At 38.2% G+C, this 21,915-nt stretch carries 20 protein-coding genes and 1 other RNA gene; 15 read left to right on the top strand and 6 right to left on the bottom strand.

The annotated features are described in order from the left end of the window. Window positions 1-14 precede the first annotated feature (14 nt). From WBM60_RS08975 to ppgK, 3 genes are all read left to right on the top strand, one after another. Window positions 15-1,184: an MFS transporter gene (locus WBM60_RS08975; protein WP_424260516.1), complete on the top strand. Its 1,170-nt coding sequence runs from the start codon at window positions 15-17 to the stop codon at window positions 1,182-1,184. A 97-nt stretch (window positions 1,185-1,281) separates the two neighbouring features. Continuing rightward, window positions 1,282-2,097 carry an NUDIX hydrolase gene (locus tag WBM60_RS08970; RefSeq protein WP_424282988.1) on the top strand — a complete coding sequence of 272 codons (816 nt, stop codon included), beginning with the start codon at window positions 1,282-1,284 and terminating at the stop codon, window positions 2,095-2,097. Between the two features lie 79 nt (window positions 2,098-2,176). Further along, window positions 2,177-2,926: a polyphosphate--glucose phosphotransferase gene (gene ppgK, locus WBM60_RS08965; RefSeq protein WP_424260520.1), complete on the top strand. Its 750-nt coding sequence runs from the start codon at window positions 2,177-2,179 to the stop codon at window positions 2,924-2,926. 21 nt (window positions 2,927-2,947) lie between these two features. Here the strand turns inward: ppgK and typA are convergent, their stop codons facing one another. Next, entirely contained in the window at window positions 2,948-4,747 is a 1,800-nt protein-coding gene (gene typA / locus WBM60_RS08960) for a translational GTPase TypA (protein WP_424260522.1), read from the bottom strand. 145 nt (window positions 4,748-4,892) lie between these two features. Here typA and kdsA point away from each other — a divergent pair, with 145 nt between their 5' ends. Together kdsA and WBM60_RS08950 are read left to right on the top strand one after the other, a co-directional pair. Next, the gene (gene kdsA / locus WBM60_RS08955) at window positions 4,893-5,714 is read left to right on the top strand and encodes a 3-deoxy-8-phosphooctulonate synthase (RefSeq protein WP_424260524.1); all 822 of its coding nucleotides are present in this window, start codon (window positions 4,893-4,895) and stop codon (window positions 5,712-5,714) included. A 58-nt stretch (window positions 5,715-5,772) separates the two neighbouring features. Continuing rightward, window positions 5,773-7,386, top strand: coding sequence for a sulfatase family protein (locus tag WBM60_RS08950; RefSeq protein ID WP_424260526.1), 1,614 nt, complete (start codon window positions 5,773-5,775; stop codon window positions 7,384-7,386). Window position 7,387: 1 nt separating this feature from the next. Here the strand turns inward: WBM60_RS08950 and WBM60_RS08945 are convergent, their stop codons facing one another. Next, a complete protein-coding gene (locus WBM60_RS08945) occupies window positions 7,388-7,750 on the bottom strand; it encodes a DUF1801 domain-containing protein (RefSeq protein ID WP_424260528.1) in 363 nt (120 codons plus the stop codon). Window positions 7,751-7,771: 21 nt separating this feature from the next. On the opposite strand from WBM60_RS08945, the gene WBM60_RS08940 reads away from it, so the two are divergent. Next, window positions 7,772-8,761 (top strand): transglutaminase domain-containing protein, encoded by a 990-nt coding sequence (locus tag WBM60_RS08940; protein ID WP_424260530.1) that lies wholly within the window; start codon window positions 7,772-7,774, stop codon window positions 8,759-8,761. Window positions 8,762-8,786: 25 nt separating this feature from the next. Then, entirely contained in the window at window positions 8,787-9,902 is a 1,116-nt protein-coding gene (locus tag WBM60_RS08935; RefSeq protein ID WP_424260532.1) for an Sb-PDE family phosphodiesterase, read from the top strand. A 3-nt stretch (window positions 9,903-9,905) separates the two neighbouring features. Here the strand turns inward: WBM60_RS08935 and WBM60_RS08930 are convergent, their stop codons facing one another. Next, on the bottom strand, window positions 9,906-11,111 hold the full coding sequence (locus tag WBM60_RS08930; protein ID WP_424260534.1) for an NAD(P)-dependent oxidoreductase: 1,206 nt from the start codon (window positions 11,109-11,111) through the stop codon (window positions 9,906-9,908). Window positions 11,112-11,328: 217 nt separating this feature from the next. On the opposite strand from WBM60_RS08930, the gene ssrA reads away from it, so the two are divergent. Together ssrA and WBM60_RS08920 are read left to right on the top strand one after the other, a co-directional pair. After that, window positions 11,329-11,727, top strand: a transfer-messenger RNA (tmRNA) gene (ssrA, locus tag WBM60_RS08925). Between the two features lie 368 nt (window positions 11,728-12,095). Further along, the gene (locus WBM60_RS08920) at window positions 12,096-12,341 is read left to right on the top strand and encodes a GIY-YIG nuclease family protein (protein WP_424278179.1); all 246 of its coding nucleotides are present in this window, start codon (window positions 12,096-12,098) and stop codon (window positions 12,339-12,341) included. A gap of 207 nt (window positions 12,342-12,548) precedes the next feature. Here the strand turns inward: WBM60_RS08920 and WBM60_RS08915 are convergent, their stop codons facing one another. Next, a complete protein-coding gene (locus WBM60_RS08915) occupies window positions 12,549-13,337 on the bottom strand; it encodes a 3-keto-disaccharide hydrolase (RefSeq protein ID WP_424260538.1) in 789 nt (262 codons plus the stop codon). Between the two features lie 316 nt (window positions 13,338-13,653). Here WBM60_RS08915 and glgA point away from each other — a divergent pair, with 316 nt between their 5' ends. Next, window positions 13,654-14,859: a glycogen synthase gene (gene glgA / locus WBM60_RS08910; RefSeq protein WP_424260540.1), complete on the top strand. Its 1,206-nt coding sequence runs from the start codon at window positions 13,654-13,656 to the stop codon at window positions 14,857-14,859. A 4-nt stretch (window positions 14,860-14,863) separates the two neighbouring features. After that, window positions 14,864-16,129, top strand: a complete 1,266-nt coding sequence (locus tag WBM60_RS08905) for a glucose-1-phosphate adenylyltransferase (protein WP_424260542.1) — start codon at window positions 14,864-14,866, stop codon at window positions 16,127-16,129. Window positions 16,130-16,153: 24 nt separating this feature from the next. Here WBM60_RS08905 and WBM60_RS08900 read toward each other — a convergent pair whose 3' ends face one another. Both WBM60_RS08900 and WBM60_RS08895 read right to left on the bottom strand, forming a co-directional pair. Then, entirely contained in the window at window positions 16,154-16,630 is a 477-nt protein-coding gene (locus WBM60_RS08900; protein ID WP_424277371.1) for a GAF domain-containing protein, read from the bottom strand. A gap of 67 nt (window positions 16,631-16,697) precedes the next feature. Beyond that, a complete protein-coding gene (locus tag WBM60_RS08895; RefSeq protein ID WP_424260546.1) occupies window positions 16,698-17,810 on the bottom strand; it encodes an acyltransferase family protein in 1,113 nt (370 codons plus the stop codon). A gap of 129 nt (window positions 17,811-17,939) precedes the next feature. Here WBM60_RS08895 and WBM60_RS08890 point away from each other — a divergent pair, with 129 nt between their 5' ends. The 4 genes from WBM60_RS08890 (at window position 17,940) to WBM60_RS08875 (ending at window position 21,801) form a co-directional block, all read left to right on the top strand. After that, window positions 17,940-18,476 (top strand): Pycsar system effector family protein, encoded by a 537-nt coding sequence (locus WBM60_RS08890; RefSeq protein WP_424260548.1) that lies wholly within the window; start codon window positions 17,940-17,942, stop codon window positions 18,474-18,476. Window positions 18,477-18,675: 199 nt separating this feature from the next. Beyond that, complete coding sequence (locus tag WBM60_RS08885; protein ID WP_424277373.1) at window positions 18,676-19,080, top strand: hypothetical protein; 405 nt, start codon at window positions 18,676-18,678, stop codon at window positions 19,078-19,080. A gap of 24 nt (window positions 19,081-19,104) precedes the next feature. Then, window positions 19,105-20,964: an adenylate/guanylate cyclase domain-containing protein gene (locus tag WBM60_RS08880; protein WP_424277374.1), complete on the top strand. Its 1,860-nt coding sequence runs from the start codon at window positions 19,105-19,107 to the stop codon at window positions 20,962-20,964. Between the two features lie 108 nt (window positions 20,965-21,072). Continuing rightward, the gene (locus WBM60_RS08875) at window positions 21,073-21,801 is read left to right on the top strand and encodes a DUF2092 domain-containing protein (RefSeq protein ID WP_424277958.1); all 729 of its coding nucleotides are present in this window, start codon (window positions 21,073-21,075) and stop codon (window positions 21,799-21,801) included. The last annotated feature ends 114 nt before the right edge of the window (window positions 21,802-21,915 follow it).

The raw sequence follows: 21,915 nt of genomic DNA, 5'->3' as shown, positions 1-21,915 counted from the left end.
AAATATATTCCACTATGAATACTGAAAGCTGGCAGGTAAAAGTTACCCTTTTACTGGTAAGCAGCCTTACCATCATGTCTATGATTACTATATCTGCTTCATTGCCCGATATGACCAAGGCATTTTCATCGTTACCAAACGCTGAAAACCTTGTAAAGCTTACGCTTTCTTTTCCCGCTCTTTTTATCGCTTTAACTGCCATAATCGCAGGAAAGTTCATTGATAAATTTGGAAGATTGCGACTTTTAAATACAGCACTTATACTCTATGCCATAGGCGGCAGTTCTGGTTACTGGCTGGATAATATTTACCTCATCCTTGCTGGAAGGGCTTTACTGGGTATTTGTGTTGGAATCACGATGACTATTGCCACTACCCTCATAGCAGATTATTATCAGGGTAAATCCAGGCAAAAGTTTGCCGGCTTACAAATAGCAGTAATGTCTTTAGGGGGTATTTTGTTCGTTACGCTTGGAGGTGTCCTGGCAGATATATCATGGCGGGTCCCTTTTTTACTGTATTTATTTCCCCTGGTAATTTTGCCTATGACCCGTTTATATCTAAAAGAGCCAAAGACATTGCATGTTGTAAAAAACAAGGATGCTTCTGTAAAATCACCTAATGTTATATGGCTTGTTTTTGTGAATGTGATGATCATGTGGATTCTGTTTTTTATTATACCGGTACAGATACCGTTCTATTTAAAGTCAATCGGCATTGAAAAAAACACTTTAATTGGCATTGCAATAGCCTCAACTACTTTTTTCTCCGTTATTTCCTCCCTTTCGTTTTCAAAGATTAAAGACAAATTGAGCTTTCAGCAGGTTTTTGGTATTGGTTATTTATTAATGGCTTTGGCCTTTGCCAGTATTTCCTATGGGGGATCATATGGTATGGTTATGATAGGCATGTTACTTTCAGGTTTAGGTATGGGTTTAATGATTCCTAATGCAAATGTTTGGGTAATGCAATTAGCCCCTGAACAAATACGAGGACAGGAAATTGGCAGATTGACCACATTTTGGTTTATGGGTCAGTTTTTGTCACCGATACTATTGCTCCCTTTTTTAAATATAATTTCGCATTCACAGTTATTCATGATACTAACTTATATCATATTGGGCTTGAGTATAAGCTTCTTTATATATAGTATGCTTAACAAAAAGGCAACCGGCGGGGCTTAAAGACTAAAGAATAATCCTCCAAAAGTTGCTGTCAGCATAAATTAAATGATGTTTTCCAAATATCCATTAACTTCGTGGTTGAGCAACTTATGTCGATGTGATTCTTAAAAAACAGGAAAATCTGCCCAATAAAAAATCCAGCCCCTTTGTTGGGATACTCCTTTTTATAGTGTCCTTAATTTTACTTATTCTTACCGGTCCTCTAGGCTTTTTATACGGCATTCTATATTCCTTATTCACAAAAGGTTTTAGAGGTATAGGAGAATATCTATTAAAGATTGCCGTATCTATAGACCAGTTGGGCAATGTATTGATGCAGTATTTACTGAATGCTCTTTGGGTAAAAAGAGGAGGTTACAAATTTGGTAATAGGGATGAGACAATCTCCAGTGCCCTCGGCAGGAACAAAAGACTAGGTACACTAACCCGTTTTGGGCTTGCAATTGATAAAATACTGGACACCCTGGACCCAAACCATTCCCTTAACTCCATAGATTATTATATTGAGCCATCGCAGGAGGTCCTGGATGTACTTGCATGGATTCATATGGCAGACAACCGAATCTTATGCACTAGGAGTTCAGGTAAGGATGTCTATTATATCCCCGGGGGGAAAAGAGAGCCCGGAGAATCTGATACACAAGCACTTTCCAGAGAAATAAAGGAGGAACTACAGGTAACTTTAGACATTTCTTCATTGAAATTTATGGGAATTTTTGAGGCCCGCGCTCATGGGGTTCAACCCGGCGTCATGGTCCGAATGAGCTGCTATACGGGCGGGTATACAGGCGAGTTGTGCCCCGATTTTGAAATTTCTGAAATGGTATGGCTCAGTTACAGCGATAAAAATATGGTAGCTGAAGTAGACAAACTTATTTTTGATTTTCTTAATAAGAAAGGATATCTAATATAAAAATCCAGTAAACCCCTAAAAGTTTTTCGTTACTTTTAGCTCCAATTTTACAAACCTATATAGTAATTTAAAATCACAAATGGTAGTATTGGGCATTGATATTGGTGGCTCCGGAATGAAAGGTGCATTAGTAAATTCCTTAACAGGTGAAATGTTGACCGAACGTTTCAGAATTCCTACTCCTGAATCCAGAAAACCACAAGAAATGGCTGAGGTGGTTAAAAAAATTGTAGAACACTTTAATCATAAAGGACCGGTAGGATGTGGATTTCCAACAATTATCAGGCATGGGATATGTAAATCCAAAGGAAATTTACATAAATCCTGGGTAAATGTAAATGTAAGAGAACTTTTCAGCAATGCCACAGGACTTCCGGTAACGGTTATCAATGATGCAGATGCGGCTGGCTATGCCACCATGAATTACGGGATAGGCCAAGGCAAGGAAGGCCTTGTTGTAATGATTACCATTGGTACTGGTTTAGGCAGCGGTGCATTTTTTAATGGTGAATTAATTCCCAACTTTGAACTTGGCCAGATACCTTATAAGAAACACAAAAAAATTGAAACCTGGGCAGCAGCATCTGCAAAGGAAAATGAAGGCCTGAGCTATAAACAATGGGGCAAGAGGTTTAATATATTTTTGAAATATGTGGAACTTCTAATTTCCCCCGACTATATTATTCTGGGAGGTGGGACTTCCAAAAATTTTGATGAATACAAAGATTATATCACCATTGAAACCCCTGTAATACCGGCGGAACTAAGAAACCAGGCCGGAATAGTCGGCGCAGCAGCTGCGGCGTTGCACGAGGCACCAAGAGATTAGGTCCGAATAATTACCAATAATTTAAGAAATCTTATTCCTTTTTCGGTCTACTTCTTTTAGAAAGACTTTACGAAGGCGTATATGTTTTGGTGTAACCTCCACATATTCATCTTTTTGAATATACTCAAGGGCTTCCTCCAGAGAAAATTTGATGGCCGGTACTATTTTTGCCTTGTCATCTGCTCCTGAAGAACGTACATTAGAAAGCTTCTTGGTTTTAGTAATATTTATTGTCATATCATCACCTCTGGTATTTTCACCAATAACCTGGCCTTCATAAATATCCTCACCCGGATCTACAAAAAATCTTCCTCTTTCCTGTAATTTATCAATTGAATAAGGAATTGCCTTTCCATTTTCCATAGAAACCAATGAACCATTTTGCCTTTGTGGGACATCTCCTTTCATTGGCTGGTATTCCAGAAAACGATGGGCCATAATTGCCTCACCGGCTGTTGCAGTTAAAAGTTGATTTCGCAATCCGATAATACCACGTGAAGGGATAAGGAATTCACATACCATTCTGTCTCCCTTAGCCTCCATACTGGTCATTTCACCCTTGCGGATAGAGACCATTTCTACAGCTTTCCCGGATACTTCTTCTGGTAAATCTATGGTCAGTTGTTCTATCGGTTCACACTTTACTCCGTCTATGGTACGGATAATAACCTGAGGCTGACCTATCTGTAGTTCATATCCCTCTCTTCGCATAGTTTCTATAAGCACAGATAAGTGCAAAACACCCCTTCCAAAAACCATGAATTTTTCTGCGCTATCGGTCTCTTCCACACGCAGTGCCAGGTTCTTTTCCAGTTCTTTCTCTAACCTTTCCTTTATATGCCTTGAAGTAACAAATTTGCCGTCCTTACCAAAAAAAGGGCTATCGTTAATAGTGAATAACATACTCATAGTTGGTTCATCTATAGCAATAGTCTTAAGTCCTTCCGGGTTTTCAAGATCGGCAATGGTATCTCCAATATCAAAACCTTCAAGTCCTACTATAGCACAAATATCGCCTGTGACTACTTCCTTCACTTTTATACGGCCCAGACCTTCAAAAGTAAATAGTTCTTTTACCTTAGACTTTACGATACTACCATCTCGTTTTACCAAAGAGATTTGCTGTCCTTCCTTTAAAGAACCTCGCTGTAAGCGTCCAATGGCAATTCTACCAGTAAATGAAGAGTAATCTAAAGACGTAATCAACATTTGTGTGTTACCCTCCTGAGGTTCAAAAGTTGGGATGTGCTCAACAACCATTTCCAATAAAGGCTCTATAGTTGTTGTTTCGTTCTGCCAGTCATCACTCATCCAGTTGTTTTTGGCTGAACCATAGACTGTTGGAAAGTCTAACTGCCATTCCTCCGCACCAAGTTCATACATAAGATCAAAGACCTTTTCATGCACTTCTTCCGGGGTACAATTTTCCTTATCTACTTTATTGATTACTACACAGGGTTTTAAACCCATGTCGATTGCTTTTTGCAATACAAATCGGGTTTGCGGCATTGGGCCTTCAAAGGCATCCACCAGAAGCAAAACCCCATCAGCCATATTTAATACACGTTCTACCTCACCACCAAAATCGGCGTGGCCAGGAGTATCAATAATATTGATCTTGGTATCTTTATATAATACGGATACGTTCTTTGAAGTAATAGTAATACCTCTTTCACGCTCCAGGTCATTATTATCCAAAATAAGATCTCCGGTTTTCTCATTTTCCCGGAATAACTGGCAATAATGTAATATCTTATCTACCAGGGTTGTTTTACCGTGGTCAACGTGGGCAATTATGGCAATGTTTTTCGTATTGGACATCTTCTTGTTTTCAGGCTGCAAAGATACTCCTATTTTTTGCTTACTGTTATAAAGTTCTGTTATTTTTATTGTATTGATTTTGAGGGATTAGCGGCACAGCTAATAGCTTTAAAAAACAATTATCTTTGTAATCTAACTTTTGTATATGAAACTTGACTCCATACCCAAACTAAAATATACCAATAGCAACAATTTTTTCTTGCTCGCCGGACCGTGTGCCATAGAAGGTGAGGAAATGGCATTGCGCATCGCAGAAAGAATTGTGGAAATCACAGATAAATTGGAGATTCCCTACATTTTTAAAGGGAGTTTTAAGAAAGCAAATCGCAGCCGGGTTGATTCTTTTACGGGTATTGGAGACGAGAAAGCGCTAAAAATATTGAAAAAAGTTTCTGAAACCTTTCATGTACCCACCGTTACCGACATACATGAGATATCCGATGCTGAACTTGCCGCTGAATATGTAGACGTCCTTCAAATTCCTGCCTTCCTTGTACGTCAAACCGATTTGCTGGTAGCCGCAGCAAAGACCGGAAAAACGGTTAACCTTAAAAAGGGGCAATTCATGAGCCCGGAAAGCATGAAGCACGCTGTAAATAAAATAATTGACTCCAATAATGACCAGGTTATGATTACAGACCGAGGCACTATGTTTGGCTACCAGGATATGGTGGTTGATTTTAGGGGAATACCCGTCATGAAACAATACGCCCCTGTGGTATTAGATGTTACACATTCTTTACAGCAACCCAATCAGTCTTCAGGAGTTACCGGAGGAAGACCCGAATTAATAAGTACAATAGCTCGTGCAGGAATAGCTACAGGGGTTGATGGAATCTTTATCGAAACCCATTTTGATCCTTCCAATGCCAAAAGCGATGGGGCCAATATGTTACATTTAGATCAACTGGAAAAACTTCTAACCAATTTAACGGCTCTTCGTAAAACAGTCAATAGTCTTCAGTAATTCGGATATATTACCTAAAAATCAGTACATTGGAATTGATTAATTCCTGTAAATACTTATGAAAAGAACCTGGTGTTTATCGCTAATTTTGGGCAGCACTTTGATCATTTTTATTTCATGTAAGTCCGAAACCAAAGAAAAGAAGTCAGCAAAAAGGCCAAATATTGTCTTTATCATGTCCGATGATCACGCTTATCAGGCTATCAGTGCGTACAGCGATAAATTAATTCAAACCCCTAACATTGACAGGATTGCCAATGAGGGCATGCTATTTACCAACGCAAGTGTCACTAATTCTATTTGCGCACCCTCCAGAGCTGTAATCCTGACCGGAAAACACAGCCATATAAATGGAAAAATTGATAACCTCTCCCCTTTTGACACTACCAATATCACTTTTCCTCAACTTTTACAAAACGCTGGCTACCAAACTGCTATGTTTGGAAAACTTCATTTTGGCAATAATCCTAAAGGTTTTGATGAATTTAAAATTCTACCGGGCCAGGGAGATTACTATAATCCTACATTCAACACCAAACAGGGAGATACGACAATTGTGGGCTATGTAACAGACATCATTACAGACTTGACCATAGACTGGTTAGAAAAGCGACGAGATACTGCACGACCTTTTCTTTTAATGCACCTTCACAAGGCCCCTCATAGATCCTGGCTTCCTGCGGAAAGGCATTACAAGGAATTTACCAAAAAAACTTTTCCTTTACCCGAAACGCTTTTTGATGACTATGCCACAAGAGGTGAAGCGGCCCGGAATGCAGAAATGAATATCCATAAACACATGGTTCTTAACTATGATAATAAAGTAACCCCCGAAATCATAGAAGAATTGGGCATTAAGGATAGAAAACTTTTTGATCCCCTCGAAAAAATGACACCTGAACAAAAGTTAGCATGGGATTCAGTTTACTCACCAATAAATGAAGATTTTAGAAAACGATACCCATCAATGAATGATTCTACCCTTATGGTATGGAAATACCAGCGATACCTACAGGATTATCTGGGAACTATTGCCGCAGTGGACGAAAATGTGGGGAGGCTGCTGGATTATCTAGATAAGGAAGGCCTTAGTGAAAATACCCTGGTTGTATATACTTCAGATCAGGGGTTTTATTTAGGAGAACACGGTTGGTTTGATAAGCGCTTTATGTATGAGGAATCTTTTAAAACCCCATTATTAATTAAGTGGCCACATGTTATAAATGCAGGAACTACAGAAGACGAAATGGTACAGAATCTAGACTTTGCCCAGACATTTTTGCAGGTGGCGGGCGCTTTACCCCCCCCGGACATGCAAGGAGAAAGTTTAGTGCCCTTGTTCAAGGGCGAAAAAGAGAAATGGACGCGTGAAGCAGTATACTACCATTACTACGAATACCCTGCAGAACATGCGGTAAAAAGGCATTATGGCATCGCTACCAAAGACTATAAACTGATTCATTTTTACTATGATGTGGATGAATGGGAATTATATGATCGCAAGAATGACAGGTTTGAAGTGAATAATGTGTATCAGGACCCGAAATATTCCAAGGTAGTCCGTAAAATGAAGCAAAAACTTAAGGAAGTCAGATTAAAGTACAAGGATAGTGATTCACTAAGCAATCAATATATTAATTTATACAAAGAGAAAGGTTGGATAGAAGAATAATCTATTTATTCCAAAACTTTTCATCCTTTACGCTATAGGCATCTGTTAATACTTCTACCAATATTGTATGATCAATTTCTTCGAGGGAAATATACCTGAGTGACCGCATTATTTTACGGCCGGCTGTGGTCATATGTTCTAAATGAACTGTGAGATGAGCGGCATTCCAAAATCCGAGGTCTACGTAGTTTTTACTTTGGTTCAAATAGCAATAAGGCCTTCCTTCGAGATAGTAAAAAGGGATTCCGTATTTAAACTTCAAATCCAATTCAGGTACTGTTTGCACAATAACAGATTGTAAATACAACAGCATACTTCTAAAGGGTTCTGGCTGACTTAGTATGTAATTTTCCGCAGGATTCATATCTTTAAGGAAAAAGTTGAAATGTCTAAGGTATTATTTTCTCTTTTATTTCTGGTTTCTTCTCTTGCCTTTTCAAATGAGTATGCAAGGGTGGATCAGAAAGTAAAGGCTTATCCAAATTTTAAAAAAATCCATGACCTGGGATACCGAATTCAAAATGATTTTAGTACGGACGAAGATAGGGTACGTGCAGCTTTTGTTTGGCTTATCCAAAATATGGTATATGAAAAAACATTTGATGACATATTTAAGACCGGGCAAATAATCTCTTACCAATCAGAATATGGGAAACAAAACCAGATAAGGAGAGTGGTTTTGGGCTGGAGTGAAAAGGCATTTAGAGCCCGCAAAGGAGTTTGCTTAGAGTATTCGCTGATTCTTAATGAGCTCTGCCAGCAATTTGGCCTGCCCTCTAAAGTAATTGTGGGTGTTGCCAAGACGGATATACGATTTATAAAGGGAGATCAGACTTTTAAAAATCATACCTGGAATGCGATTCAATTAAATGGCGTGTGGAAACTTATGGATCCCACCTGGGCTTCCGGTCATTTAGATTTGATAAGCAATAAATTTATAAGAAAACAATTGGACCATTATTTTTTTACAAAACCTGACGAATTCGTAAAGCATCATTTCCCAACTAATGAGGAATGGCAGTTATTGGATAATCCGGTGAGTATTCAAGAATTTTTTAGTGCACCTATATATTTGCCAGACTTTTTTGATAAGGGAATGGAATTGTCTTCAAAAACCAAAGGTATATTAAGCATTACAACTAAGGAGGCCAACTACATTTATTTTGATAAGTTGCCTCAAGGACACGAAATGTACTACTTAGTAAATGGTCGTGGAATTTTCTATAGACTGGGCTTTAAAAAAGGGAAAGATAAATTGTATAAATCTAAAATACGACTCTATAAAAATTTACATAAAAATCAGGATATGTTAACAGTGTTTATAGGTGAAAAACCCATTTTAAATTTTAAAATTGTAGAAGAACTCAATAACTAAAGAAGATCATTATAACAAACGCCGGATGAAAAGAATACTCTTAATACTTGCAATATTTTCCACCTTACAAATAATAAATTCTCAATCTCATTCCCATAACGGTCAATTGGCTTTGACCTATCCCAATATTGAGGGATACCTTACCCTTAAAACCGACTTGCACCAGCACACTGTTTTTTCAGATGGTAATGTTTGGCCCACTATCCGGGTACAGGAAGCACTTAGGGAAAATTTAGATGCCATTTCGCTGACCGAACATTTGGAATACCAGCCACATATAGACGATATCCCTCATCCGGACCGAAATAGATCTTACCTTTTGGCCCTGGAAGAAGCGAAGGAACATGGTCTTGTTATTGTTCATGGTTCAGAGATTACCCGTTCAGAACCTGTAGGACACAGTAATGCCGTTTTTATTTCAGATGCCAATAAACTTATGGCAGATGATCCTGCAATTCCTTTTCAGGAAGCCAAAAAACAAAATGCTTTTGTGTTCTGGAACCATCCGGCCTGGTATGCTCAAAGTCCCAGCGGAAATCCTGTTTTAAGTGATTTCCAGGAAGAACGAATTAACAATGGAGAGTTACATGGTATTGAAGTCATTAATTCTCTGGATTATGCCCAGGAATCTTTGGCACTGGCATTAAAGTACAACCTGACCATTATGGGCACAAGCGATATTCATGGATTAATTGATTGGGATTACATTGAAAAAGGTATGCACAGACCTATAACTTTGGTCTTTGCCAAAGACAAAAGCCTTGAAAGCATGCGGGAAGCTTTGTTTGCAGGACGTACTGTGGCTGTTTATAACTCGTTATTAGTTGGTAAAGCTGAATTTCTTATCCCATTAATAAAAGCAAGTATAAAAATTAATGAAGTCACCTATATTCCCGAAACTCAGGTGTTGAAAGTTGAACTTGAAAACATTTCAAGTAGTGACCTGATGTTTGAAAATCAAATGGCCTACACACTTTACAGCAAACCGCCTGTTTTTGAGATCCCTGCGGGAGAAGTTGTTACACTTCAGATCAAAACCCTGGAAAAAAAGGAGTCAATTACGCTAGCTCTTAAAGCATTAGGTTCCTATACAGCACCGAAAGAGCAACCCGTGATTATGTGGGAAATCAAGGTAGAATAAGAACTATTCCTTCCCGTCAACATAATCCTGTAAATAGCTATAACGCGGGGTAAGTTTCCCGTTTTTAGTCATTAAAGCCCTTTCTAAAATCCCGTCTGCATCCTCATTAAAAAATGCGGGAATGACCCTGTCTACAAAAGCCTGTCCAAATCCTTCACTGGAATCTCTGGGCAATTCTGCAGGAAGGTTATCAACTGCCATTACCGCTATGGCTTCAGTTAGCCTATAATCCACTTCACTTTCAGTCTGTGGGTCATAGCCATATAATGGTTCTGCTATGCTAGAAGACCTTATGGTCGAAGCCACCGGACCATTCACATCACAGCTGATATCAGCTACTACTTTAATCTTAAATTGAGGTTGTTTTGCATCCTCCTTTGTAAACAGGTACGGAGCTCCATTTCCGTAAAAGTGCCCGGCCATATAAAGATCTGTTACAGGAGCAAAGCGCATAAAGTTAGATTCATACTCCGTAGGGTTTTTAAAAAAATCAGTTTCACCTTTCACCAACCCATCTTTTCTTAGATTGTAATCCAGCACATCAATCTGGCAAAAAACCGGAACCTCAAAGGTCTCCTCCAGATATTCCTCTACTGTTGTTTCCTTAAGGCCCATACCTACCAACATTTCCCGGGCACCGTTGCCTACCCTACCCTTTCCGGTAAGAAGAATTTTAATATGTGGTAATTGCAATTTTTTGAGTTCTGCAATCAATGCCTGCTGGTCTGCAATATCCTCTGCTTTCGGTAACTGAAATAAATTGGTTTTTAACCCATAAGCACGAAATCCGTTGTAGGCACCTACAATTCCGGCATACCTTCCAAACGCCACAAGACGAACGCCATTCGTATTCGTAATTACCTCATGATCATAAAGTTCTATATTTTTTTCAAGTACAGCCTGTAATAATTTCCGGTTATACGGCTGTTCTTTTATAGTATGAGAAAAGAAAAAGTATTTTTTATTGGGAATTAAGGCTTCTACAGGTACTTCCTTTACACCCAGTAATATGTCACAGTCAGTTACTGTATAGGCTACTGTAATACCCGCTAATTGATACTCCTCATCCGTAAAAACACGAACCGGGGAGGATTCTACAGTAATCTGAGCCTGTTTATGATTCTCAACGACTTTTTGGCAGGCCCTCGGTGATAGCACTACCCGCCTGTCTGGTGGGTTTTTACGCTCTCTGATGATTCCGAAATGCATAGTTACAATTTGGTATAAATTTTGCGTGAAAATACATGGATTTGCAGCGTTAGCCAAATTACTTAAACATGAATATGAATAAGGAGTTGTATTTTTGCTAACTTCGCAAACCTTTTTAAAGGAAACGATCATTGACAAAAAAGATGAGGGAATGAGATCACGCCTATGGCGTGATTCAATTCGTTGACGGTAAGCATAGCTTACCTAACTCATTGAAGGGGCCGACTGGTTTTGACAGCGAGACCAATGGCGATGTAAGCATGTCGAGCGCTGGGATATAGCTCGTAAATCTCATATTTCAAACTTTTAGTTGGCGATAATAATTACGCTCTTGCCGCTTAATCCGAATTATAGTAGGATTTAGCCTCGTCTCTACCAGGTAGAGAAGCGAGATGTCCCAGGATAGCCCTTGTTGACGGCGATTCATTTAGGGGCACCATAAAAGTCAACACAAGGGTACTATTGCTTTGTTAGTATCACTAAAATCTTAAGAAGCTAAGTGTGTAATAGGCGGTTTTTGGTCAGCTACACATCGAAAATTGAACAAAAACTAAGCATGTAGAAAGCATTGTAATTGCTTGTTTGGACGGGAGTTCGATTCTCCCCGGCTCCACCTACGCCCTCCGTAGCTCGAGATTTGTCGAGAGCGAAGGAGGGCTTTTTAATATTAAGTATTTACTTAAATATTTCTATAAATTTTATCCGGAGAGCTTCGGTGGATCAAGATCCACTCCTTAATTCAATTGTTCATTACAAAACTTTTGCACAGCGAGAGCGAAGGAGGGCTTTTTAATATTAAATACTTATTTGAATATTTCTATAAATTTTTTTAAGGAGGGCTTGCGCCTCTGCTAAAGCTTTAGCAGCACGCGGGCGGAGGATGCCGATCCAATTTTGCATTTTGTCCTCTGCAGCCTTGTATAATGTAGGTTGCAGGATATTTTCATTGACAGATATTATTTTAGCAGACTTTAAAAAACTTTTATGGAACTTCCATACGCAGTTTATATACTAAAATGTGCAAATGGACAATACTATACAGGTTATTCAAAAAATTTAAAAAAACGACTAAAAAACCATGCGAATGGAGAAGTCCGTTTCACCAAAGATAAACTGCCATTTGAAGTTGTTCATATATCCCAATTTTCTAATAAACAAAAAGCGTATGACTTTGAACGCTATTTGAAGTCAGGTTCCGGGATTGCTTTTAGAAATAAAAGATTTGTATAATACTAATATTAACTTGCTCCGAAGCTTCAGCGAAGGAGCAATGTCTGGTTCTGGAATTGCATTTAGAAATAGAAGATTAGTATGATGTCAACATGTAAGTGCTCCGAAGCTTCAGCGAAGGAGCAATGTCAGGTTCTGGGATTGCTTTTAGAAATAAAAGATTTTTATAATTAGATATATATCTATTCTGTTTATTGAACAGCGATTTCAATCCAGCTCCTTAATCTTGATATTTCTAAAGGAGACCTCCCCCGGATGATCCTGAAAACAAATATGACCCTTTGAGAATTTTCCAAAATCATACCAACGCGCATCACCCAAATATTCCGATTCTTCCGACTCAGACTTACTAAACTTGCTCTCTAGAAGCATTGTATCCCATTCGGGTCCCTGAAGCGGAAATGAATTAACCAAAACATTATTTAGAATAACCTCGCCACGATTGGCTATATAATCTATTTTGATGTGATAGGAGTTCCATTCACTGGCAGGTTTGGCGGCATCTAATACTGTTGGAGCCGATAAATCGTATAGGGCCCCAACAAAGTGTTTATGGGCTTCCAAATCCTCTTCGGCATTATTTATTTCCATAGCTCCCCCGAGCGCAATTTTAGGGTCGTCATAAATAGCAGGGTCTAAAATTTGAATTTCCGGTCCTGTTTGATAGGGATAATTATACTTTTTATCTTCGCTTACCCCCCACATAAAACCGCTATTGCCCCCTGGTATAATTTTCCAATCAAATTTTATTTCAAAATTTCCGTATTCTTTGTCCGATAACAAACTGGCATCTCCTTCTCCAGATTCCATGTCTGAAATTCCGTTGAAGATTAGGGTATTATCTTCTACAATCCAGCCTTTTGTGGATTCTGCATTCTGAAAAGTATGCCAGCCTTCCAGGGAATTATCTACAATCAAAGACTTCCATTCAGAATGCGTTGTTTCACAATTTGTAAGAAGAAGTACTATTAAAAAAGGTAAAACTACTTTTCCCATAATTAAATATTATCCGGCCAACTGAAAGCCAACTGAGTTAGGATAAAGTTAGGTTAAACATTTGATTACTTGCAAGATGAGAATAAAAATTTTACAGTTTTACATTAGAAATTCGTATGCCCCGGACTTGCTTGCTGGGCCTATGCCAGAAATCTATTCCAGTGAATCCATTTAAGCTTGTTTTATATGCCTATCTATTGAAAGAAAAAGAATTTTATAAATACCTTTATGAAAAATAATCCAGGTTAGTTTGCTATTAAAAAATACATTAAATTATATGCCTATTGGAGCTGAAACCGGGCATTAAAGAAATTATATGAAAGCACTTTTTTATACAAGAGAATTTCCTCCTTATGTTTATGGAGGTGCAGGGGTACATGTGGAGTATTTGGCCGCTGAATTAGCCAAACTTATGGAACTGGAAGTGCGATGTTTTGGGGATCAGGATGAAAAAACCGATAATCTATCGGTCAAAGGATATCCCTATGACAACCCCGTTTTTAACAATTCCAATGATAAACTTAAAGCAGTATTAAAAACATTAAGCACCTGTGTTCATATGAATGCTGATGACATAGATGCCGATATAGTGCATTGCCATACCTGGTATTCGCACTTTGCCGGTATCACTGCAAAACTGCTCTATGGCATTCCATTGGTGGTAACCACACATTCATTGGAGCCATTAAGACCCTGGAAAAGAGAACAATTGGGAAGGGGTTATGATGCATCCTTGTGGATTGAAAAAACAGCAATAGAAATGGCAGATGCCGTTATTGCCGTATCAAATGAAACAAGAGATGATGTCTTGAAATATTTTGATGTTGATGAGGAAAAAATTAAGGTAATATATAACGGAATAAATCTTGAGGAGTATATAGTTACCAAAGAAACGGCCGCCTTAGATAAATACAATATCGATAAGTCCAAACCCTATGTACTTTTTGTGGGTAGAATCACAAAACAGAAGGGGATCATACATTTGGTGAATGCCATAAAATATATTGACCCGGATACTCAGATAGTTTTATGTGCCGGGGCGCCGGATACTCCTGAAATTGCCAAAGAAATGGAAGACAGCGTTAATGAAGTAAAAAAAATAAGGGATAATGTTATCTGGATAGCTGAAATGCTCGATAAAAAATCCGTGATACAACTCTATTCCCATGCAGATGTTTTTTGTTGTCCTTCAATCTACGAACCCTTCGGAATAATCAATATTGAAGCTATGGCATGTAAAACAGCAGTTGTTGCCAGTGCAGTAGGAGGAATAAAAGAAGTGGTGGTGGACGGTGAAACGGGTATCCTGGTGCCTTTGGAACAGCAAAATGTAGCACCTTTTGAACCGGTAGATCCGGACAAATTTGCCCGGGATCTTGCAAATGGTATAAACATCGTAATAAACAATAAAGAATTGCAGGAGTCTATGGCCAATAAGGGCAGAAAAAGAGTAGAAGAAACTTTCGACTGGTCGGCTATAGCCCAACAAATTGAAGTATTATATAAATCCTTAATACACTAAAAAAATGTTTAGTAAAGACGTATTAGCTATCATATTAGGTGGAGGCCAGGGGTCACGCCTGTTTCCATTGACCGAAAAGAGGTCAAAGCCGGCTGTACCTATAGCAGGTAAATATCGATTGGTAGATATTCCAATTTCCAATTGCATCAATTCAGAAATTAAGAGAATGTATGTATTAACACAATTTAATTCTGCGTCCTTAAACAGGCATATTAAAAATACCTATCATTTTAGTTTCTTCAGTAAAGCTTTTGTGGATGTTCTGGCCGCCGAACTAACGATGACTAGCGGGGATTGGTTTCAGGGTACGGCTGATGCTGTCAGGCAGAGTATGCATCATTTTTTACAGCACGAATTTGAGTATGCCTTAATTCTATCCGGAGATCAGTTATATCAAATGGATTTTAATCTTATGATAGATCAACATATTGAAAGCAATGCAGAAATATCAATCGGAACTATTCCTGTTCACGCCAACGATGCGCCTTCTTTTGGGATATTAAAAAATGATAGTGAAGATAATATTACCTCCTTTATTGAAAAACCTTCGTCTGATTTGTTGCCGGATTGGCAATCAGAAGTGAGTGAAGAAATGAAGCAGGAAGAGCGTTTTTATCTGGCATCCATGGGTATTTACATATTTAACAGGGACCTTCTCATAGAACTTATGAATAATCCTGATACCATGGATTTTGGAAAAGAGATCATCCCGCAATCCATTGGAAAACACAAGGTCATCAGTTATCAATTCGAAGGCTATTGGACAGATATTGGAAACATCGATTCTTTCTTTGAAGCCAATCTGGGATTAACAGACAACATTCCAAAGTTTAACCTCTATGACACACAACGGGTTATTCATACCAGGGCCAGAGTGTTGCCAACTTCCAAGATTGCAGGCACCCAGATGGATAAAGCCGTAATTGCCGAAGGATGTCTGATCCACGCAACAAAGATTGAACGGTCGGTCATTGGCATCCGATCCAGAATTGGTGCAGGTTCAACAGTCATCAACACCTATATGATGGGCTGCGATTACTATGAAACCCTGGAAGAAATAGAAAATAACAAAATTAATATACTCATGGGTATCGGGGAGCGGTGTTATATTAAAAACGCCATCATTGATAAAAATTGCCGCATAGGAGATGATGTTACCATTGACGGTGGCCGGCACCTGGAAGACATTGAAACCGAAACACATGTAATCAAAGATGGTATTGTAGTGCTTAAGAAGGGAGCGGTAATTCCCTCAGGCTTTAAACTTTAACTTATACAACGAATCATAATAGCTTTAACTGTTAATAAACCGGCTCATTTCTGTCCCAATAGCTAAAAGTTCGCTAATCTCTTCTTTTGTAAAATCATAAGGAATAGGCTTTGCAATACCGAAGGTCCCATACAAAGTCCCATTTAATAGCATAGGCACCGCAATTGAACCCTCAACTTTTGTTTCCCTGGCTGCCGGACGGGCAACTCCGGAATCATCTGTTTGCAGGTTGCATATTTCCACGGGCTCCAGACGTTCAGCTGCTATCCCGGCCATTCCCTTTCCCATGGGTATCTCGGCAATTTTGGGTATTAAAAAAGCCGGAATTCCCTGCTGAGCCTGCAGCTTTAAGATTGAAGTAGCCTTATCCAGAAAATGAATCGTCCCGGTAGTACAATCGAAACAGGAAATAATCTCAGTAAGTACCTGTTGCCAGTTTATTGGTTGTTGATTTAGAGATACAGATACATCATCCCTTTTTGATTTATCAATTTTATCCATCACCCTTACTTTTTAATTGATCAATTTAAGCGTATAATTTTACTTCTTAAAGTATACAGTACCATTTTCAAACACGCAGAAATATCTTCTTTTTATAAAGCATATACAAAAACGCCCATTGAACGGCTATATAACAAAAAACCATAACCACTGCGTTATATGGGTCTCCAACCAGTTGACCCAACCATATGAACAAGGCGGATGTGGTATAAGCCCAATCTATAAAACCGCCGGCCATATAGATCAAAATAGAGTTCATACCGATTACTTTAAAGAAAAACGCCCATTTTTTATGCCCCAGGATATCTATGATGTAATAAAAGACCGCCATCAATAGCATACTTATTCCCCCACACTGCAAGGTGAAAGAACTTGTCCATAAGTTTTTATTTATTGGAAAAACCAGATTCCACAATTGTGCTACGATAATCAGAATAATACCTATAACTACCAACCGAACAGCAGTTTCTTTTTGTTTCTCAACAGCTGCTTTTTTTAATAAATTTCCCGCAAAAATACCCAGCAGACAGGTTGGGATGGCAGGAATTGTAGATACCCATCCCTCCGGATCATGAATGCTCAAATACAATTTACCGGGCATGATGAGCGTATCCAGATAGGAGACAAAATTACCTTCCATACTCAGATCACCCATGGCGTAACCGGGAGCTGAATTGAACATTAAGAGGAACCAGTAACCAAGAAGAAGAGCACAGAACCAAATAAGTTGGCCACGTTGTTTGGTATAGAGGTATATGATATTAGCAAACATATAGGCCAATCCAATTCGTCCCAAAACACTACCAATACGTATTTCCTCAATTGGACGAATCTCCAGGCCATTATTATAAATGACTCCGAGGAGAACCAGGATCAGGCCTCTTTTAATGACACGGAATAACAAAGATTTCCTGCTTATCCCTTTTTCTAATTGTTTTCCTACAGAATATGGAGTGGCAACTCCGGCTAGAAAAAGGAACAAAGGAAAGATCAAATCGTAAAAAGCAAAACCATGCCATGCCGGGTGATTAAACTGAACAGATAGCGTATTCCAAAATGGCGATTTTGTAATTTCTGCCATTTTATGAAATATTTCTTCTGCACCAATGATCCAGAACATGTCAAATCCCCGAAGAGCATCTAATGAATATAGGCGCTGGCTGGTAATGGTTAATTTCATAACTCAAATTGGTTGGTCCTGGGATAAAGATAATAGATTATCTAATCCGTTCTACCTTTAACTAAAAACGATAAATGGATTTATTGTATATTTAAATCGTTGATTAATAAAAAAAACTTCTATTAAGGAATGTCAGAAAATGAAAGTTTAAAACCGAAACAGGACCCCAATAATTATTGGGAACAATTAGAACGATTAGAAAAACTAATCCGGGCATCGGAACTCAAAGCCGGTGTTATTTTTTCTTTTCATGGTTTAATTATAGGTGTGTTTTTTGACAGGTTAGAGCAGCTTAGGCCTCTTTTCCAGGAAGGTGCCGTATTTATTATCTTGGCTAGTTTCTGGATGATCAGCTCATTGATTTCTATCTTCTTTTGTTTTAAGTGTTTTAAACCTCAGATTACTAAGAAATATGAAAAAAATGTGCTTTTCTTCAGAGATGCGGTATACTCATTCGGAAGCATAGAGAAATACACCAAAAATCTAATTGAAATATTTGGTGAAGAAGAGGAATTTTACACCCAATTAGGTCAGCAAATTTATATAGAAAGCATGATTATTGATAAGAAATTCCAACATGTAGAAAATGCCATCAAATACTTTGCACTGAGCTTTATCTTTATAATAATCATTGTTATCGTATGGTTTATTCATTTGTATTTGTAAATACAGTTGAGAATTACAGAATCTAAAACAATTGTATTTTTTAGTTCAAGTTGAATTCATACTTCTTTCGGTAAGAAAATCCTTATATTGGGAAGGTATAAATGCCGGTTCGTCCATATATAAAAATGGACTATCCTATAACTTCTTATCCTTTTGGAAGAAAAATTAGTATTAATCCATAAACTAAAAGTAACTAACCATGGAAAATCACAATATCATACTTTTTGTTGACACTGCGAATATCACAAAGGAAAACATTGAGGAACGCTGCTCTTTTCATCAGGGAAAAAGTAAAGAACGCCCTGGTGATCATTCCACAAGTGTAGATGCGGGAGAAACAATAACCTGGCTGGGGCTTTCTACTTCTAATGCCAACGATGTTGTTAATATCACCAAAATAGAATATAAAGGAGGAGCTGATCTATTTGGCCGCCCTAAGCTTAATGGGGATGGAGGATATCCGGAAACTGTTATCGGCACAATCAAAAATGCCCCTAAAGGCGAAGAAACATATACCATTACATTTACCGTTTATGAGGGAAACAACGGTGGTAAAAGAAATGGAAAATTTACACTGGATCCTAAACTCCAGCCAAAAAACTAATAAAGCTCTAATATAATTTATAAAATGGCAGAATGTTCTTGTATAGGAATTAAATATGCTACAAAAAAAGCCTGTTTTATAATAGGTTTTTTTTATTTTATATTATTCACAGGGTTTGGACAGAATCAAGGAGTTGCAGATAGTCTGGAAGCCATTTATCTCGGAGGAAATTATAGTGAAAATGATAAATTAGAAATAATACATGGAATTACAATTAATCAGGCGGATGCAGACAAAAAGCTTATCTATAGTCTCAAATTAATTGAGGCCGCCAGAGCCTTAGATTCTGTAAATTACATTATTACCGGATTTCTGGAGAAAGGCACTGCCTTAAGACTTAAAGGCGATCTCAGCAAAGCACTAAAATCTTATTTTGAAACGGCAAATATTGCTAGCCGTGAAGAGGCCAAAAGCTCCCTTGGCTTAGCAAAGTTAGCTATTGCAGATGTGTATTCTATAATGGGTAATCACGATAATGCAGTCAAGTATTATCAGAGCGCCATCAAAATCTTTAGGGAGGTAAAAGATTCGGTGAATGTTGCAACAGCGCTTACGAATGCCGGGGATGATTACTTTACTAATGGAAAGCTGGATTCTGCACTCGTCTATTTTGAAGAATCAGATAAGATCTTCAGGAATACCAACTACCCAATTGGTACGGCCTACAATAAAGGGAACATTGGAATGGTCTATGCAGAACAGGGCGAAGATGTCCGGGCAGAGGTAAATATCAATGAAGCGATCACAATATTAGAGGAGCTACAGGACTACTACCCTATTTCCGTTTACCTTACTTATATGTCTGATATCTACCTCAGGAAGAACGATTGGTCCAGGGCAATTAGCTATGCTCAAAGAAGCCTCGACCTGGCACAAAGATATGGGCTTAAGGAGCAGATAAGTGAGAGTAATCTGAAGCTTTCAGAATTGTACGATTATGTTGGAAACTATAAAAAATCGAATACCTACTACAAAAACCACATTGCTTACCGGGATAGCGTTACCAACCTTAGGGAAATGGAGCAAATGGCAGATTTACGGACCAATTTTGAAGTTGCACAAAAACAATCAGAAGTAGACTTGCTGGAGAAAGAATCCGAAATACAGTTATTAAAAGACAAAAGACAAAAAACCATTATTTATATTTCAATTATAGTCTTAGTACTGGTTTTTTTCCTGGCCATGGGACTCTACAGGCGTAATATATTTATAAAGAAAACTAAAAACCTAATTGAAGAGGAAAAGAACAGGTCGGACAAGTTGTTGTTGAATATCCTTCCAGAAGAAACGGCCATTGAATTAAAGCAACGGGGCAAGGTACAAGCCAAAAAATTTGAATCGGTATCAATAATGTTTACTGATTTTAAGGGATTTACGCATTATGCGGATAATTTGGCCCCTGAAAAACTGGTGGAAGCTGTGGATTATTATTTCTCAAAGTTCGATGAGATCATTGAAAAGTACGGCCTGGAAAAGATAAAGACCATCGGGGATTCATATATGTGTGCCGGGGGCCTTCCTTATCCTTCTAAGGACCACGCTACTAAAACGGTGCTGGCCGCCCTGGAAATGATTGAGTTTGTTAATCGGGCAAAGACTCTGAACCCTGAAAACCGGACTCGTTTTGATATCCGTATTGGCATCAATACAGGGCCAGTGGTGGCAGGTGTTGTAGGTACTAAAAAATTTGCTTACGACATTTGGGGCGACGCTGTAAACATGGCTTCGCGTATGGAATCTAATTCGCAATTAGGAAAGATCAATGTAACCGAAAATACTTTTGCGCTGATCAAAGACAGCTTTGACTGCGAGAGCAGGGGTGAGATTGCAGTCAAAAATAAGGGAATGATGAAAATGTATTTTGTAAGTAAAATAGAGGACTAAATTAAGTTCAATGGCATTTAATTGATTTGTTTCTTTATAACTCCTTTATTACTTTAAAAAAACATGTTCCCACTTTATAGAAAAACTTTAAATAAGTATATTAGGCCTATGAAAAAATACGTACTAACACTTGCTTTATTAGCACTTCCCTTTTGTGGCCAAAGCCAGGCTGCAAGGCAAATAGATTCCGCAGCAGTCTATCTCTTAGACAGGATGGCCGATATTATTGGTGAACTTGAGGCTGTGAGCTTTGTATTAGAAACTGCTACAGACAGGCCGGACGATCAACAAAAAATGGAAACACACTATAGTGTGAGCCAGGTTAGTATGGAAGGCCCTGACAAAATGGTTTTTCAAACCAAGGGAGATAAGGGTAAACATGGTTTTTGGTATGATGGGTACTATGCTACCTATTACTCTTTTGATGAAAACAATTACGTAACACTTGATGCTCCCGGAAATATAATTTCCATGATTGACAGCCTGCATACAAAATTTGATTTTCAATTTCCAGGGGCAGATTTTTTCTATCCTTCTTTTACCGACGATATTCTTCAGGATTTTGGCACGCTTGAATATATGGGTAGTGCTGTGATTGATGGAGAGGACTGTTCTTATATAAGAGCCACCAGTGAGAATATGGAGTTTCAATTATGGATCTCCCATAGCAATTGGAATTTGCCAAAACGCTTTGTTTTAATTCAAAAAGGTATGCAAAATTTACGTTTCGAATCTGTATTTAAAAGTTGGGAGTTAAATCCAAAGATTCCAAATACGGTATTTGAATTTTTACCACCTACTAATGCGAGGCTGATTGACATAATGGAAAAATCGTAGTTGGCCTCATTAATAAAGAAATATTTTTAAAGACATGACAAGAGCAAATAAAATTTCTGGTGTATTGTTAATATTACTGATTCTCATCATCCCTATGGAGACTATTAATGCTCA

It is taken from the genome of Eudoraea sp. (assembly GCF_049669105.1).
GTDB lineage: Bacteria > Bacteroidota > Bacteroidia > Flavobacteriales > Flavobacteriaceae > Eudoraea.
Note: the sequence above shows the minus strand (reverse complement) of the source record. Positions and strands in the feature narration are given on the sequence as shown.

What these genes read in the sequence shown, in the direction of transcription:
- WBM60_RS08975 (WP_424260516.1), top strand. Translation starts at nt 15, where the DNA reads ATGAATACTGAAAGCTGGCAGGTAAAAGTTACCCTTTTACTGGTAAGC.
- ppgK (WP_424260520.1), top strand. Translation starts at nt 2,177, where the DNA reads ATGGTAGTATTGGGCATTGATATTGGTGGCTCCGGAATGAAAGGTGCA.
- typA (WP_424260522.1), bottom strand. Translation starts at nt 4,747, where the DNA reads ATGTCCAATACGAAAAACATTGCCATAATTGCCCACGTTGACCACGGT.
- kdsA (WP_424260524.1), top strand. Translation starts at nt 4,893, where the DNA reads ATGAAACTTGACTCCATACCCAAACTAAAATATACCAATAGCAACAAT.
- WBM60_RS08950 (WP_424260526.1), top strand. Translation starts at nt 5,773, where the DNA reads ATGAAAAGAACCTGGTGTTTATCGCTAATTTTGGGCAGCACTTTGATC.
- WBM60_RS08945 (WP_424260528.1), bottom strand. Translation starts at nt 7,750, where the DNA reads ATGAATCCTGCGGAAAATTACATACTAAGTCAGCCAGAACCCTTTAGA.
- WBM60_RS08940 (WP_424260530.1), top strand. Translation starts at nt 7,772, where the DNA reads ATGTCTAAGGTATTATTTTCTCTTTTATTTCTGGTTTCTTCTCTTGCC.
- WBM60_RS08935 (WP_424260532.1), top strand. Translation starts at nt 8,787, where the DNA reads ATGAAAAGAATACTCTTAATACTTGCAATATTTTCCACCTTACAAATA.
- WBM60_RS08930 (WP_424260534.1), bottom strand. Translation starts at nt 11,111, where the DNA reads ATGCATTTCGGAATCATCAGAGAGCGTAAAAACCCACCAGACAGGCGG.
- WBM60_RS08920 (WP_424278179.1), top strand. Translation starts at nt 12,096, where the DNA reads ATGGAACTTCCATACGCAGTTTATATACTAAAATGTGCAAATGGACAA.
- WBM60_RS08915 (WP_424260538.1), bottom strand. Translation starts at nt 13,337, where the DNA reads ATGGGAAAAGTAGTTTTACCTTTTTTAATAGTACTTCTTCTTACAAAT.
- glgA (WP_424260540.1), top strand. Translation starts at nt 13,654, where the DNA reads ATGAAAGCACTTTTTTATACAAGAGAATTTCCTCCTTATGTTTATGGA.
- WBM60_RS08905 (WP_424260542.1), top strand. Translation starts at nt 14,864, where the DNA reads ATGTTTAGTAAAGACGTATTAGCTATCATATTAGGTGGAGGCCAGGGG.
- WBM60_RS08900 (WP_424277371.1), bottom strand. Translation starts at nt 16,630, where the DNA reads ATGGATAAAATTGATAAATCAAAAAGGGATGATGTATCTGTATCTCTA.
- WBM60_RS08895 (WP_424260546.1), bottom strand. Translation starts at nt 17,810, where the DNA reads ATGAAATTAACCATTACCAGCCAGCGCCTATATTCATTAGATGCTCTT.
- WBM60_RS08890 (WP_424260548.1), top strand. Translation starts at nt 17,940, where the DNA reads ATGTCAGAAAATGAAAGTTTAAAACCGAAACAGGACCCCAATAATTAT.
- WBM60_RS08885 (WP_424277373.1), top strand. Translation starts at nt 18,676, where the DNA reads ATGGAAAATCACAATATCATACTTTTTGTTGACACTGCGAATATCACA.
- WBM60_RS08880 (WP_424277374.1), top strand. Translation starts at nt 19,105, where the DNA reads ATGGCAGAATGTTCTTGTATAGGAATTAAATATGCTACAAAAAAAGCC.
- WBM60_RS08875 (WP_424277958.1), top strand. Translation starts at nt 21,073, where the DNA reads ATGAAAAAATACGTACTAACACTTGCTTTATTAGCACTTCCCTTTTGT.